Raw genomic sequence first — 14719 nt, forward strand, 5'->3', positions numbered from 1 at the left:
CACTCCTGCACTTTTTCTGACGGGCATGCTCCCATGCGGCTTGCGCAACGCCAAGCGGGCGGTCAAACTCTGACGCTATTGTTATAAGATCACATAACAAAACTTTCATGTTCTGGAGTCTTCCCATGCGCCGTCTGTTGCTTGCTTTGCCGTTCGCCCTGCTGCCATTGGCGGTTGCCCATGCTCATGACGAGCACGACCATGAACATGGCAGCCTTGGCGCGCACGAGCATGGCGTCGGCCGCCTCAACGCGGTACTCGACGGCCAGGCCCTGGAGCTTGAACTGGACAGCCCGGCAATGAACCTGGTGGGTTTTGAACACCAGGCCACCACGCCTGCCGACAAAGCCAAGGTCGCCGCCGCACGCAAACAACTGGAAAACCCCGTAGCGTTGTTCAACCTGCCCAAGGCCGCCGGTTGTGTGGTCAGCAGCCAGGAACTCAACAGCCCGCTGTTTGGCGACAAGCCCGAAGCCGACCATGACGACGACGATGATGATGACGCCAAAGACGGCGCCCACGAGCATCATCACGACCACAGCGAAATCCACGCCCACTACCAGTTCACCTGCGCCACGCCGACTGCGCTGAGCAACCTGGACCTGACCCAGGTGTTCAAGACCTTCCCCGCCACCCAGAAAATTCAGGTACAACTGATCGGCCCGAGCGGCCAGCAAGGGGTTGAAGCAACGGCCACCGCAGCCACCCTGAAATTCTGAGTTCACATGACCCACGCATTGATCGAACTGTCCGGCCTGGGCTTCAACTGGCCCGGCCACCCGCAGTTGCTGGACATCCCCGCGTTCCGCCTGGAAGCGGGGGAAACCCTGTTTCTCAAGGGCCCGAGCGGCAGTGGCAAAACCACCCTGCTCGGCTTGCTCGGCGGTGTGCAGAAACCCAGCCAGGGCAGCATCCGCCTGCTCGGCCAGGAGCTGACCGAACTCTCGGCCGGCGCTCGCGACCGTTTTCGCGTCGACCACACCGGCTATATCTTCCAGCAGTTCAACCTGCTGCCGTTCCTGTCGGTGCGCGAGAACGTCGAGTTGCCTTGCCACTTCTCCAAACTGCGGGCGCAACGCGCCAAGCAGCGCCACGGCAGCGTGGATCAGGCCGCCGCCGCCCTGCTCGCGCACCTGGGTTTGAAAGACAAAAACCTGCTGGAACGCCGCGCCGACTCGCTGTCCATCGGCCAGCAACAACGTGTCGCCGCCGCCCGGGCGCTGATCGGCCAACCGGAGCTGGTGATCGCCGACGAGCCCACCTCGGCCCTGGACTACGACGCCCGCGAAGCTTTCCTGCAACTGCTGTTCGCCGAATGCCGCGAAGCGGGCGCCAGCCTGTTGTTTGTCAGCCATGACCAGAGCCTGGCCTCGCTGTTCGACCGCAACCTGTCGCTGGCCGAACTCAATCGCGCCGCCACGCCCGCAGAGGTTTGAGATGTATCTGTTCCGTCTAGCCATGGCCAGCCTGGCTAACCGCCGCTTTACCGCGCTCCTCACCGCGTTCGCCATCGCGCTTTCAGTCTGCTTGCTGCTCGCGGTGGAGCGCGTACGCGTTGAAGCGCGCAACAGTTTCGCCAGTACCATCAGCGGCACCGACCTGATCGTCGGCGCCCGTTCCGGTTCGGTGAACCTGTTGCTGTACTCGGTATTCCGCATCGGCAACGCCACCAACAACATCCGCTGGGACAGCTTCGAACACTTCGCCGCCATCCCACAGGTGAAATGGGCGATTCCGATTTCCCTCGGCGACTCCCATCGCGGCTACCGCGTGATGGGCACCAACGAGTCCTACTTCGAGCACTACCAGTACGGGCGCAAGCAGAACCTCGAACTGGCCAGCGGTCGTGCCTTCGCCACCGACCCGTTCGAAGTGGTGCTGGGCGCCGAAGTCGCCGACGCGTTGCACTACAAACTTGGCGACAAACTGGTGCTGGCCCATGGCGTGGCAGTGGTCAGCCTGGTCAAGCACGACGACAAGCCCTTCACCGTGGTCGGCATTCTCAAGCGCACCGGCACCCCGGTGGACCGCACCTTGCACATCAGCCTCGGCGGCATGGAAGCGATCCATATCGACTGGCACAACGGCGTACCGGCCCAGGGCAAAGGCCGCATCAGCGCCGACCAGGCGCGCAATATGGACCTCACGCCCCAAGCCATCACCGCGTTCATGCTCGGCCTGAACAACAAGATTTCCACCTTCGCCCTGCAACGGGAGATCAACGAATTCCGTGGCGAGCCGATGCTGGCGATCCTGCCAGGCGTGGCGCTGCAAGAGTTGTGGAGCATGATGGGCACCGCCGAAAAAGCGCTGTTCGTGATCTCGCTGTTCGTGGTGCTTACCGGCCTGATCGGCATGCTCACGGCGATCCTCACCAGTCTCAACGAGCGCCGCCGCGAAATGGCGATCTTGCGTTCGGTGGGCGCACGGCCCTGGCATATCGCGACGCTGCTGATCTTCGAAGCCTTCGCCCTGGCGCTGTCCGGCGTGGTGGCGGGCGTTGGTTTGCTCTACGTGTGCATCGCCGCGTCGCGCGGGTATCTGCAGGCCAACTACGGCCTGGACCTGCCGATGTCGTGGCCGAGCGAATATGAATGGACGCTGCTCGCCGGTATCCTGGGCGCCGCGCTGTTGATGGGCAGCGTGCCCGCGTGGCGCGCCTATCGGCAATCCCTGGCCGATGGCCTGTCCATACGTTTATGAGGAAGGCTTTGATGCGTCGCGTCCTGTTTGCACTGTTGCTGCTGCTTGCCCTGCCCGCCTGGGCAGCCGAGCCCAGAGAACTGACGTGGTCGGAACTGATACCGCCGGATGCCCCGCCAGAAGTGCCGAACATGCAACCACTGCACAATCTCTCCAGCATGGCGGATGCACTGGAATCGGCACCCGCAGCCAAGCAGGACCTGCCCAACGCACCGGTGGTGCCAGCGCTTGATGGCCAGCACATTCGCTTGCCCGGCTACATCGTGCCACTGGAGGTCAGCGAAAACGGCCGCACCACCGAGTTCTTGCTGGTGCCGTATTTCGGCGCGTGCATCCATGTGCCACCGCCGCCGTCGAACCAGATCGTGCATGTCAAAAGCGAAATCGGCGTGAAGCTCGATGAGCTGTATCAGCCGTACTGGATCGAGGGCGCGATGCAGGTCAAACCGTCCACCAGCGAACTGGCCGATGCCGGTTACCAGATGGAGGCCGAGAAGATTTACATGTACGAATTGCCCGAATAACGCTTATCGCCCTTTCATTGAGCTGAGTCAAAAGACCGAACGGAACGATCTTTACCATTGGACGTACAACTTTTAAACGTCCTTTGGAGCTCCCATGAACAAGTCTCTGCTCGGCGCGTCCCTCTTCGCGCTCGCCCTCGTTGCCCCCGTCGCACACGCTCACGAAGCGGGCGACATTCTGGTTCGCGCCGGTGCAATCACCGTGAACCCGAAGGCCGACAGCGGCCACGTCAAGGTTGACCAAGGCCCATTGGCCGGCGCCAACCTGGGCGGCAAGGCGACCATGAGCAGCGACACTCAGTTGGGCCTGAACTTCGCCTACATGCTGACCAATCACGTGGGTATCGAGCTGCTGGCCGCCACGCCGTTCGAGCATGACGTGAAGATCAAGGGCACCGCCCTCGGCGCCGCCAACGGCAAGCTCGGCACCCTGAAACACCTGCCACCGACCCTGAGCGTCGTGTACTACCCGCTGGACAACAAGTCGGCCTTCCAACCGTACGTGGGCGCCGGTATCAACTACACCTGGATCTACGACGAGCACGTCGGCAGCCGTGCCCAAGGCGCAGGCTTCAGCAACTTCAAGGCTGAGAACTCCTGGGGCTGGGCCGCGCAGATCGGCGCCGACTACATGATCAACGACAAGTGGATGATCAACGCCCAGGCGCGCTACATCGACATCAGCACCAAGGCCACCGTGGAAAACAACGCGGTCGCCCCTGGCACTCGCGCCAAGGTCAATGTGGACGTGGACCCGATGGTTTACATGGTGGGTATCGGCTACAAGTTCTGACACCGACCTGACCAACAACACAAAAACCAATGTGGGAGGGGGCAAGCCCCCTCCCACATTTAGCTCATGCCCACATTGGGTTTTGTGTTGGGTCAGCCATGGCGGTAGAACCGGTCCAGCAACGCCGGTAACCCCGCTCGCCACGCCCGAGGCTTGATGCCGAAGGTGTGGAGGATTTTCTTGCAGGCGAGCACCGCGTGTTGCGGTTCTTCGCTCGCATCCGGTCGGGCCGCGTGGGCCTGGGCGGTGGGGGATTCGATTGCCAGCGGGTGGTAGTTGCGCGCTTCAGTGAGGATCGCCTGGCCCAGCGCCAACGGCGTGGTCGCCTCATGGCCGGCGTAGTGGTAAGTGCCCCACAGCGGCGCCGCGCAATCGAGTTGCTTGAGCACCGAAATGATCACCCGCGCCGCGTCATCCACCGGTGTCGGGTTGCCGCGACGGTCGTCCGCCATCAGCAACTCATCCGGCTTCTCGGCCCGGGCCAGGAAGCGCCCGAGGGTGCCGTCGACGCTGTCATCCAGCAGCCAGCCAAAGCGCAATAACACATGTTGCGGGCAGGTGGCGCGCACGCTCTGTTCAATACGCCACAGCGCCTGGCCGCGCAGGCCCAGGGGTACCGGCTCGTCTTTTTCGCTGTAGGCGGTGGCGCGGGAGCCATCGAACACGCGGTAGCTGGATGGCTGCAACAGGGTGATGCTGTGGTGCTGGCACAGCTCGGCCAGGCGCTCGATGGCGAACTCCTGGGCAGCCAGACGGGGCTCGCTGACCGCTTCGGCCTGGAACCAGTCGAAGTAGTAGGCGAGGTTGATCAACGCGTCGGGACGGGTGTCGTCGAGCAATTGGGTGAGGCTTGCGGCATCCCAGCCGTCTTGGGGCGGTTTGGGTGCGAGGAAACCGATGTCTTCCTCTGCACCGAGGCGAATCAGCGCCTGCCCGAGGGCATTCCCGCCGCCCAGTAACATAAGGCGCATTCGCATAGATTGAGCAGGCCCGGTCTGTTGGAACGAAGGTTATTCAGGTATTTGTCAGAATCGTTGCATTTTGCGGGTTCATCGCGCAACCGTCACGGATTAACTGTGCCATTGCAACTTGTTGGAACTGGGGCTATCAATCATTGCATGAGCCTTCCTGAATCCACTGATACCGCATTGACCGGCTTCCACCCCGCCGTCAGCGCCTGGTTGCGCAGCACGTTCCCCTCGGTGACCGGCGCCCAGGCCCAGGCCTGGCCGCTGATCCGCCAGCGTCAATCGACCCTGATCGCCGCGCCCACCGGCTCCGGCAAGACCCTCACCGCGTTCCTGGCGGTGCTGGACGACCTGGTCCACCGAGGCCTGGCCAACGGCGGTGAGCTGCCGGATGAGACGCTGGTGGTCTACGTGTCGCCGCTCAAGGCGCTGTCCAATGATATACAGATCAACCTGCAAAACCCGCTGACCGGGATCACCGAGCACCTGCAGCGCCTGGGTCTGCCGCCGCTGATCATCCGCACCGCCGTGCGCACGGGCGACACCCCACAAAAAGACCGCGCCCAGATGCGCAAGCGCCCGCCGCATATCCTGGTGACCACCCCGGAATCGCTCTACGTGCTGCTGGGCTCGGACTCCGGTCGCCAGATGCTCGCCAGCACACGCACGGTGATCGTCGATGAAATCCACGCCATCGCCGCCGGCAAACGTGGCAGCCATCTCGCCCTGAGCCTGGAGCGCCTGCAAGGCTTGTGCGCCGGGCCGCTGATGCGCATTGGTTTGTCGGCCACGCAAAAGCCCATCGACGCGGTGTCGCGGTTCCTGGTGGGCACTGGTCGGGACTGCGCGATTGTGGATATCGGCCACGCCCGCCCACGTGATCTGGATATCGAGGTGCCGCCCGTGCCGCTCTCGGCGGTGATGGCCAATGACGTGTGGGAGCTGGTCTACGACCGCCTCGCCGAACTGGCGCGCGAGCACCGCACCACTCTGGTGTTCGTCAACACCCGACGCCTGGCCGAACGCCTGGCCCGGCACTTGAGCGAGCGCCTGGGCAAAACTGCGGTGGCTGCCCACCACGGCAGCCTGGCCAAGGAGATGCGCCTGGATGCCGAGCAGCGCCTCAAGGGCGGCGAGCTGCAAGTGCTGATCGCCACGGCATCCCTGGAGCTGGGGATTGATATCGGCGATGTGGACCTGGTGTGCCAGATCGGTTCGCCGGGTTCCATCAACGGTTTTCTGCAACGGGTCGGCCGCTCCGGTCACCAGGTTGGCGGCACACCCAAAGGGCGCCTGTTCGCTACCACCCGCGACGATCTGATCGAATGCGCCGCCCTGCTCGACTGCGTGCGTCGAGGCGAACTGGACACCCTACATATACCGGTGGCGCCACTGGACGTGCTGGCCCAACAAATCATCGCCGAAGTCAGCGCCCGTGAATGGTCGGAGCAAGGCTTGCTGGAGATGATCCATCGCGCCGCGCCCTACGCCGAACTCGACGAACGTCATTACCAGGCACTGTTGCAGATGCTCTGCGACGGCTACAACGGTCGCCAGGGCATGCGCAGCGCCTACCTGCACCGCGACGCCCTGACCCGCACCTTGCGTGGTCGGCGCGGCGCCAAGCTGACCGCCGTGACCAGCGGCGGCACCATCCCCGACAACGCCGACTACAGCGTGTTGCTCGAACCCCAGAGCCTGAACATCGGCAGCGTCAACGAAGACTTCGCGGTGGAAAGCATCGCCGGGGATATCTTCCAGCTTGGCAATTCCTCCTATCGGATCTTGCGGGTCGAAGCCGGCAAAGTGCGGGTCGAGGACGCCCATGGCCAACCGCCGACCATCCCCTTCTGGCTAGGCGAAGCGCCTGGGCGCAGTCACGAGCTGTCGGCGGCGGTGGCGCGTTTGCAAGGTCAACTGGACACGCTGCTCGGCGCCACACCCGGCGACCTGCAAGCCGCACAGGCCTGGCTGACCGGCGAACTCGGCCTGAACCGCGCCAGCGCCGAACAGCTCCTCGACTACCTCGCCCGCGCACGCCTGGCCCTGAGTGCATTGCCGTCCCAGGACACGCTGATCATGGAGCGGTTTTTCGACGCGTCCGGTGGCACCCAATTGATCATCCACACGCCGTTCGGCAGCCGCGTCAACCGTGCCTGGGGCCTGGCCCTGCGCAAGCGGTTTTGCCGCACGTTCAACTTCGAGTTGCAGGCGGCGGCCAGCGAAAATGCGATCGTGCTGTCGCTGTCCACCAGCCACAGCTTCGAGCTGGATGAGGTGTGGCGCTACCTCAACAGCCAAAGCGCCGAACATATCCTGATCCAGGCCGTGCTGGATGCGCCGCTGTTCGGCGTGCGCTGGCGCTGGAATGCCGGTGTGGCCTTGGCGTTGCCGCGTTATGCCGGTGGGCGCAAGGTCGCGCCGCAGATCCAGCGCATGAAAAGCGAAGACCTGATCGCCAGCGTGTTCCCGGACCAGATTGCCTGCCTGGAAAACCTCGCCGGTGAGCGCGACGTGCCCGAGCACCCGTTAGTGGAACAAACCCTCGACGACTGCCTGCATGAAGCCATGGACTGCGACGCCTGGCTGGCCCTGCTGCGGCGCATGGAGCGCGGCGACGTGCGCCTGATCAGCCGCGACCTGCCGGCACCCTCGCCCATGGCGGCGGAGATTCTCAGCGCCCGTCCGTACACTTTTCTCGACGATGCGCCGCTGGAGGAACGCCGCACCCAGGCCGTGCTCACACGACGCTGGAGCGACCCGCAAAGCACCGACGACCTCGGTGCGCTGGACGCCGATGCCATCGCCGCCGTGCGCGAAGAAGCCTGGCCGGCGCCCAACGGGCCGGATGAAATGCATGAGGCGCTGATGAGCCTGGCGTGTATCGCCGGCAACGAAGTCACGCCGCAATGGGCGCAATGGCTGCACGCCCTGGCCAAGTCTGGCCGCGCCTATCAGCTGTACACTCACTTACACACCAACCTGTGGGTCGCCGTTGAGCGCCTGGGTTGCCTGCAGGCGATCTATCCGAGCAACTTGCCGTTGCTGCCCGGCTTCGATGAGTCGTGGACCTACGAGGATGCCGTGACGGAAGTGTTGCGCGCGCGCCTCGGTGGGTTCGGCCCGGTGAGCCTGATCGAGATCGCCGCGCCCCTGGCGTTGTCGGTCACGCAGGTCACTCAAGCACTGGCCCGCCTGGAACAGGAAGGCTACGTGTTACGCGGCTATTTCAGCCCCGAGGCCACACAAGAGCAGTGGTGCGAACGCCACCTGCTGGCGCGCATTCATCGCTACACGGTCAAGCGCCTGCGCCGGGAAATCGAACCGGTGGCGTTACAGGATTTCATGCGTTTTCTGTTCGACTGGCAGCACCTGTCCGGCGGCACCCGTGGCCAGGGCAGCGCGATGCTGCCGCAAATCGTCGGGCAGTTTGAAGGCTATGCCGCCGCCACGTCCGCCTGGGACAACGACCTGCTCAGCGCACGCCTCAAGGATTATTCATCCACATGGCTCGACGAACTCTGCCGCAGCGGCAAACTGGTGTGGCTGCGCTTGAGCAACAAGGCCAGCGCCATGGCCTTGCGCAGCACGCCGGTGGTGTTGCTGCCCCGTAGCCAAGTAGGGTTATGGAGCGGATTGACCGAAGTTACCGATGTCACCACCCTGTCGCCCAAGGCGCAGAAAGTGCATCAGGCCCTGTGTGATCACGGCGCGCTATTTTTTGATGAGCTGTCCCACGAAGCCCATCTGTTGCGCAGCGAGCTGGAAACCACGTTGCAGGAGTTGGTCGGCGCAGGGCTGGTGAACGCCGACAGCTTCGCCGGCCTGCGCGCCCTGACCACCCCCGCCAGCAAACGCCAGGCGCGCAGCAGCCGACGCGGGCGCGGCGCGTTTGTCGGCGGCATGGACGATGCCGGGCGCTGGGCCTTGGTGCGACGTTCATCAACGGCTGCCGGGCCCCATTCAGCCGAGGCACTTGAGCATGTCGCCATGACCCTGCTGCGCCGCTATGGCGTGGTGTTCTGGCGCTTGCTGGAGCGTGAGGCAGATTGGCTGCCGAGTTGGCGCGAGCTGCTGCGCACGTTTCACCGGCTGGAAGCACGCGGGGAAATTCGCGGCGGACGGTTTGTCAGTGGTTTGGCAGGTGAGCAGTTTGCGCTGCCGGAGGCGATCCCGTTGCTGCGTGAAGTACGGCGGCGGCCCCATGACGGGAGTTTGATCGCAGTGTGTGGGGCCGATCCGCTGAACCTGGTCGGTACACTGTTGCCCGGCAACAAGGTGCCGGCAGTGAGCGGTAATCGGATTGTGTACCGGGATGGGTTGCCGGCGGCGGTAATGGTCGGCGGCACGCAACAAATGTTGCTGGAACTGAGTCCACCCGAGACCACGCTGCTGCAAGAAAAACTGATCAAACGATGAACCTTTTGTGGTGAGCAGGCTTGTTCCGCGTTGGCCAAGCCCGCTTACCACATGGGTCACTGCGTTCGCGGTTGCTCGGTCAGCACCACCGAAGCGGGCACGTCTTCATCCGGCTCATCCACCTGCGGCGTACGTTTGGGCAGCAACACCTGCTGTGGATAAGTCTGCGCGAAATGCACCTCGTCACAGTTATCCACAAGCTTTTTCAGGCGCTGGTTGAACGCGCGGCTCACTGCATATTGCCCACCCGACACCGTGCGGAACTGTGCCGTGAGCACCACGCCGTTGAGGTCCATCTTGTCCACGCCAAACACCTCCAGCGGGCCTTGCAGGTTGTACTTGAGGAACACGTCATCGCGGATCGACTGCCCCGCCTCGCGGATCAGTTCCACCGCCTTGTCCACATCCGTGTCATAGGTGAACTGTACCGAGAAGAACGCATAGGCAAATTGCCGCGACTGGTTGGTGACCGCCTTGATCTGCCCGAACGGCACCGAATGCACAAAGCCCTTGCCGTCGCGCAGGCGCAGGGTACGGATGGTCAGGCCTTCGACAGTGCCGGCGTGACCGGAGTCGAGTACCACCCAGTCGCCGATGGACAGCGTGTCTTCGATAATGATGAACAGGCCGGTGATCACATCCTGCACCAGTTGTTGCGAACCAAAACCAATGGCCAGGCCGACCACCCCGGCACCGGCCAGCAGCGGCGCGACGTTGATCCCGAGGTTGGCCATGGTGGTGATCGCGCAGATCACCACCAGGACGATCTTCACCGCATTACGCAGCAGCGGCAGGATGGTTTTCACCCGCGTGCTCGGTTGGCGACTGGAGCGCTTGTTGACCGGTGGTTTCAAGGCTTCCTGGATCGCCGTGTCGAGTACCACCCAGAACAGCCAGGTCATCAGCAGGATCAGGCCGATGCTGCTCAGCGAATCGCTGATCGCGCGGCCCACCGAGTTGCGTTGGGCGAACTCGAACAGCGACACGCCCCAGATCCGCCCGAGGATTTCAATAAAGGCAATGGCCATGGCAATGCGCAGGATCGCGTGCAACAGGCTGAGAAAACGTTCCTTGTAGGCGCTGCTGCGCTGGATCGCCACCTGGCTGCGGGATTTGAACAGGTGTTGCAATACGGTGCTGAGGAATACCGTGCCGATCAGCAGGATCGTGGTGAACAACGCGCAACGCAGGGCCTTCTGATTATCGTCGCCGGCACCGATCAAGTTGATTGCCGAGACCAGTACCATCAACAGGATCGGCCAGTACCACAACCCGGAAAACACCCGCAGAGATTGCTGGAGCGCCGGATGTTTCAAGCGCTGCGCCAACGGCCGGTTGCGGATCAGGTGGGCGACCGGACGGCGCAGGCGAACCACTAATACGCCAAAGATTACTGTCGCAAGCAGGCCGGTGAATACCGCAATGCTGCTGGTGATATTGCCGCCCAGTTGGCGTGCGATCTGCGGACTGGTCAAGGCGTCGCTGAGGGCGGCGAGAAAGCCGATGAGGAACAGCGGCTTGGGGCAGTAGCCGCGAATGATCTGCACCGCCGGGCGCTTGTGGCCGACATTGAACATGACGATCACACACAGCAGCATTGACGTGGAGAAGATGCCACTGCTGGTGGCATAGGCAAAACACAGCGCCAGCGCCCGCCCCACGGAGGTGGGCAGGAAATGGCTGACATACAAGGTCAGGGGCAGGCATATCAGCGCCGGGATCGTGTAAGGCACCACATAGCCCAGCACCGCTAGGAGGCGTTTGCGCCGTTCGAAAAACCTGCGTTGCCCCAGTCGTCTCACTATCACGCGCCCCAGTAACGTCAGCAGCGTAAAGGCGCCGATCCACACACCGGACAGCAACAGGAAGTCCCCGGCCACGCTCCACGGCGAACGCTCAGCGGTCTGGTTGACCAGGCGACCGACTTCGTTGGCAGCCCGGTCGGCCCGCAGGCGCCATTCGTCAATGAAGTTCTGGTTGAGGTCCAGTTTTTGCTGCACATCATCAATGCTGGAACTGATCGCACCGAGAAGGCCGCCTTCCACCAGCAACTCCGGCTTGGCCGGCGCTTCAGGTTCCGGCGCGGTGGCCGCCGCTTGCAGCGCACCGCTGCCGCAAAACAGCAGCGCGCCGAGCAGTAATGCAGTCTTGAGATTCAGCAAAACACCGAGCTCCTTCAGAAGGGTCTGTAAGGAACTGACGGGTTTGCGCGTTGATCGTTCCCCTTCAACGGCATCTTTATGCCGTCTGTAGGACGCTGGAAACTTTCCGTCAAAAATCACAGTCAGCCATAAACGAGGGCCAGGCCCCACCACTTTTTCACAGGAGCAACTATGGCTGCGATTCCCGACTGGGTGCCCATCACCCCCAGCGTCGCCATCACTCGCTTCACGGTGTTGACGGTCAATATCCACAAGGGCTTCACCGCACTGAATCGACGCTTCATCCTGCCCGAATTGCGTGAAGCCGTGCGCAGCGTGGGCGCCGACATGGTGTTCCTGCAGGAAATCCACGGCACCCACGAGCGCCACCCCCAGCGCTTCAGTGACTGGCCGAACATGCCGCAGTACGAGTTCCTCGCCGACAGTATCTGGCCGCAATTCGCCTACGGTCGTAACGCGGTCTATCCCCATGGCGACCACGGTAATGCATTGCTGTCGAAGTTCCAGATTGTGCGTTACGACAATCTCGATATCTCCCAAAGCGGCCATGAAAACAGGGGCCTGCTGCATTGCGTGCTGCGCTTGCCGGGCACCGGCCAGGAGATCCATGCGATCTGCATCCACCTGGGTTTGCGTGAAGTGCACCGCCAGCAGCAATTACGCTTGATCGAGCAGCGCATCAGCGAAATCCCGGCCGATGCACCGTTAGTGGTGGCCGGTGATTTCAACGATTGGCGCCAGAAGGCCGACCTGAGCAAGGCGGGTTTGAAGGAAGTGTTTATCGAGTCCATGGGCAAACCCGCGCGCACCTTCCCGGCGCGTTTGCCGTTGCTGCCGCTGGACCGGATTTATGTACGCAACCTGAAGGTGCATAACCCCAGGGTGCTGACGACGCGGCCATGGTCCCACCTCTCCGACCATGTGCCGCTATCGGTGGAGATCGAGCTATGAACGTGGCCGTGGAACATATCTCCACCGACCAGCCGCCGGACGAAACCAAGGCCCGCGACCTGGATTATGGCTGGCAGAGTGGCAACCAGATCGAGTTGCTGGAAAATGGCGAGGCGTATTTTCCCAAGGTGTTCGAAGCCCTGCGCGCGGCGCAGCGTGAGATTCTGCTGGAGACCTTCATTCTCTTCGAAGACAAGGTGGGTCATGAGCTGCACGGCATCCTGATCGAGGCCGCGCAGCGTGGAGTGAAAGTGGTGGCAAGCCTGGACGGTTTTGGTTGCGGCGAGCTGACGCCCTCGTTTCTCGGTGAGCTGGCGGACGCCGGGGTGACGGTGCAGATGTTTGACCCGGCGTCCAAGACACTAGGCTTTCGCACCAACTGGTTTCGTCGCCTGCACCGCAAGATTGTGGTGGTGGATGCGCAGGTGGCGTTTATTGGCGGGATCAATTTCTCCGCCGATCATTTGGGAGATTTCGGTCCAGAAGCCAAGCAGGATTATGCAGTGCGGGTGGTGGGCCCGGCGGTGGCGGACCTGCATCATTTTGCCCTGGCGCAAAGTGGTCGCCAAGTCCGCGCGCGACGTGGCTGGCGGCGGCGCCAGCAGCGGCCTTCGTTGTGGTCCACCGACCAGGGCGATGGCCTGGTGCGGCTGATTTACCGCGACAACGTGCAACATCGCGATGATATTGAAGAGGCGTACATCCACGCACTGAGCAAGGCGCAAAAACGTGCGGTGATTGCCAACGCCTATTTCTTCCCCGGCTACCGCTTGCTGCGGGAAATCCGCAACGCCGCGCGCCGTGGCGTGAGGGTGCAATTGATCATGCAGGGCCAGCCCGATGTGCTGCTGGCCAAGTTGGCGGCGCGGATGCTCTACGACTATCTGCTCAAGGACGGGGTGGTGATCCACGAGTATTGCCAGCGCCCCCTGCACGGCAAAGTCGCGTTGGTGGATGACGAATGGAGCACCGTGGGGTCGAGCAACCTGGACCCGTTGAGCCTGTCGCTGAACCTGGAAGCCAACGTGTTGATACGCGACCGAGCCTTCAACCAGCACTTGTACGAACGCCTGGAAACACTCGCCAACAATCATTGCCAGACCATGCCGGAAAACCGCAAACCGCGCTTGTGGCTGTGGCGATTGACCGTGGGCTTTCTGGTATTTCATGTGATGCGCCACTTCCCAGCGTTGACGGGATGGCTGCCGGCGCACAAGCCACGATTGAAACCCATCGAGAGCCAGGCCAATGACCGCTGAATCCCGGTTCAAACGCTGGAAGAAACCGCTGACTATCGCCTTTTTCCTGGTGCTGATCGTGCTGTTCACTCTGCTGGCGCGGCGTATCGACTGGAGCGAAGTGCTGCAGACCCTGGGTGACTTCAAGGTGCGCACTCTGGTGATCGCGGGCGCACTGACGTTGTGCAGCTTTCTGGTATACGCCAGCTTCGACTTGATCGGCCGCACCTACATCCGCCAGAACCTGGTGTGGAAGCAGATCCTGCCGGTGGGCATCATCAGCTACGCCTTCAACCTCAACCTGAGCGCGTGGGTGGGCGGCATCGCCATGCGTTATCGCCTGTATTCGCGCCTGGGCGTGAGCACCGGCAATATCGCCAAGATTCTCGGCCTGAGCCTGGCCACCAATTGGTTTGGCTACATGGCGATTGCCGGGGTGGTGTTCAGCAGCGGCCTGGTGACCATGCCGCCGGGGTGGAAGGTCAGCACCACGGCATTGCAGGGCATTGGCGCGTTGTTGGTACTGGCCAGCCTCGGCTATCTGGTGGCCTGCCAGTTTTCGAAGAAGCGCGCGTGGACGATTCGCGGCATGGAAATCAACCTGCCGTCGGTGCGCATGGCGTGCCTGCAGTTGCTGCTCGGCGCGTTGAACTGGTCGCTGATGGCGGCGGTGATTTTCACCCTGCTGCCGGCCAAGCTGGACTATCCACTGGTGTTGGGCGTGTTGCTGATCAGCGCGATTGCCGGGGTGCTCACCCATATTCCCGCCGGGCTGGGCGTGCTGGAGGCGGTGTTTATTGCACTGCTGCAGCATGAGGCGTCGCGGGGCAGTCTGCTCGCCGGATTGATCGCGTATCGGGCGATTTACTTCATCTTGCCGCTGCTGATCGCGCTGGTGATGTACCTCGGTGTGGAGGCCAAGGCCAAGGCGTTGCGGGTGAAGAAAACACCCGCCTGAACC

11 protein-coding genes are annotated in these 14719 nt (G+C 62.6%); 9 read left to right on the forward strand and 2 right to left on the reverse strand.

What is annotated here, in order from left to right:
* The first annotated feature begins 125 nt into the window (after window positions 1-125).
* The 5 genes from K5K89_RS25965 to K5K89_RS25985 all read left to right on the forward strand — a co-directional run bounded on the left by K5K89_RS25965 (window position 126) and on the right by K5K89_RS25985 (window position 4020).
* A complete protein-coding gene (locus K5K89_RS25965) occupies window positions 126-719 on the forward strand; it encodes a DUF2796 domain-containing protein (protein WP_222540501.1) in 594 nt (197 codons plus the stop codon).
* 6 nt (window positions 720-725) lie between these two features.
* Complete coding sequence (locus K5K89_RS25970) at window positions 726-1436, forward strand: ABC transporter ATP-binding protein (protein WP_071489852.1); 711 nt, start codon at window positions 726-728, stop codon at window positions 1434-1436.
* 1 nt (window position 1437) lies between these two features.
* Entirely contained in the window at window positions 1438-2703 is a 1266-nt protein-coding gene (locus K5K89_RS25975; RefSeq protein WP_222540502.1) for an ABC transporter permease, read from the forward strand.
* Window positions 2704-2714: 11 nt separating this feature from the next.
* Window positions 2715-3227 carry a DUF3299 domain-containing protein gene (locus K5K89_RS25980; protein WP_071489850.1) on the forward strand — a complete coding sequence of 171 codons (513 nt, stop codon included), beginning with the start codon at window positions 2715-2717 and terminating at the stop codon, window positions 3225-3227.
* 94 nt (window positions 3228-3321) lie between these two features.
* Complete coding sequence (locus K5K89_RS25985; RefSeq protein WP_071489849.1) at window positions 3322-4020, forward strand: OmpW/AlkL family protein; 699 nt, start codon at window positions 3322-3324, stop codon at window positions 4018-4020.
* A 92-nt stretch (window positions 4021-4112) separates the two neighbouring features.
* Here K5K89_RS25985 and K5K89_RS25990 read toward each other — a convergent pair whose 3' ends face one another.
* Window positions 4113-4997: a sugar nucleotide-binding protein gene (locus tag K5K89_RS25990; RefSeq protein WP_083351508.1), complete on the reverse strand. Its 885-nt coding sequence runs from the start codon at window positions 4995-4997 to the stop codon at window positions 4113-4115.
* Between the two features lie 141 nt (window positions 4998-5138).
* On the opposite strand from K5K89_RS25990, the gene K5K89_RS25995 reads away from it, so the two are divergent.
* The gene (locus tag K5K89_RS25995; protein ID WP_222540503.1) at window positions 5139-9407 is read left to right on the forward strand and encodes a DEAD/DEAH box helicase; all 4269 of its coding nucleotides are present in this window, start codon (window positions 5139-5141) and stop codon (window positions 9405-9407) included.
* A 56-nt stretch (window positions 9408-9463) separates the two neighbouring features.
* Here K5K89_RS25995 and K5K89_RS26000 read toward each other — a convergent pair whose 3' ends face one another.
* A complete protein-coding gene (locus K5K89_RS26000; RefSeq protein ID WP_222540504.1) occupies window positions 9464-11569 on the reverse strand; it encodes a mechanosensitive ion channel family protein in 2106 nt (701 codons plus the stop codon).
* A gap of 171 nt (window positions 11570-11740) precedes the next feature.
* Between K5K89_RS26000 and K5K89_RS26005 the strand changes: the two genes are divergently transcribed.
* From K5K89_RS26005 to K5K89_RS26015, 3 genes are read left to right on the forward strand one after another with little or no spacing between them, the layout of a single operon-like run.
* Complete coding sequence (locus K5K89_RS26005) at window positions 11741-12520, forward strand: endonuclease/exonuclease/phosphatase family protein (RefSeq protein WP_071489845.1); 780 nt, start codon at window positions 11741-11743, stop codon at window positions 12518-12520.
* Complete coding sequence (gene clsB, locus K5K89_RS26010; RefSeq protein ID WP_071489844.1) at window positions 12517-13779, forward strand: cardiolipin synthase ClsB; 1263 nt, start codon at window positions 12517-12519, stop codon at window positions 13777-13779. Before K5K89_RS26005 ends, clsB begins: the two co-directional genes overlap by 4 nt.
* Entirely contained in the window at window positions 13769-14716 is a 948-nt protein-coding gene (locus K5K89_RS26015) for a lysylphosphatidylglycerol synthase domain-containing protein (RefSeq protein WP_071489843.1), read from the forward strand. The genes clsB and K5K89_RS26015 overlap by 11 nt, the downstream gene beginning before the upstream one ends.
* Window positions 14717-14719 lie beyond the last annotated feature (3 nt).

The sequence above is a fragment of the Pseudomonas sp. DR208 genome, from assembly GCF_019823005.1.
In the GTDB taxonomy this organism is placed as follows: Bacteria; Pseudomonadota; Gammaproteobacteria; order Pseudomonadales; family Pseudomonadaceae; genus Aquipseudomonas; species Aquipseudomonas extremorientalis.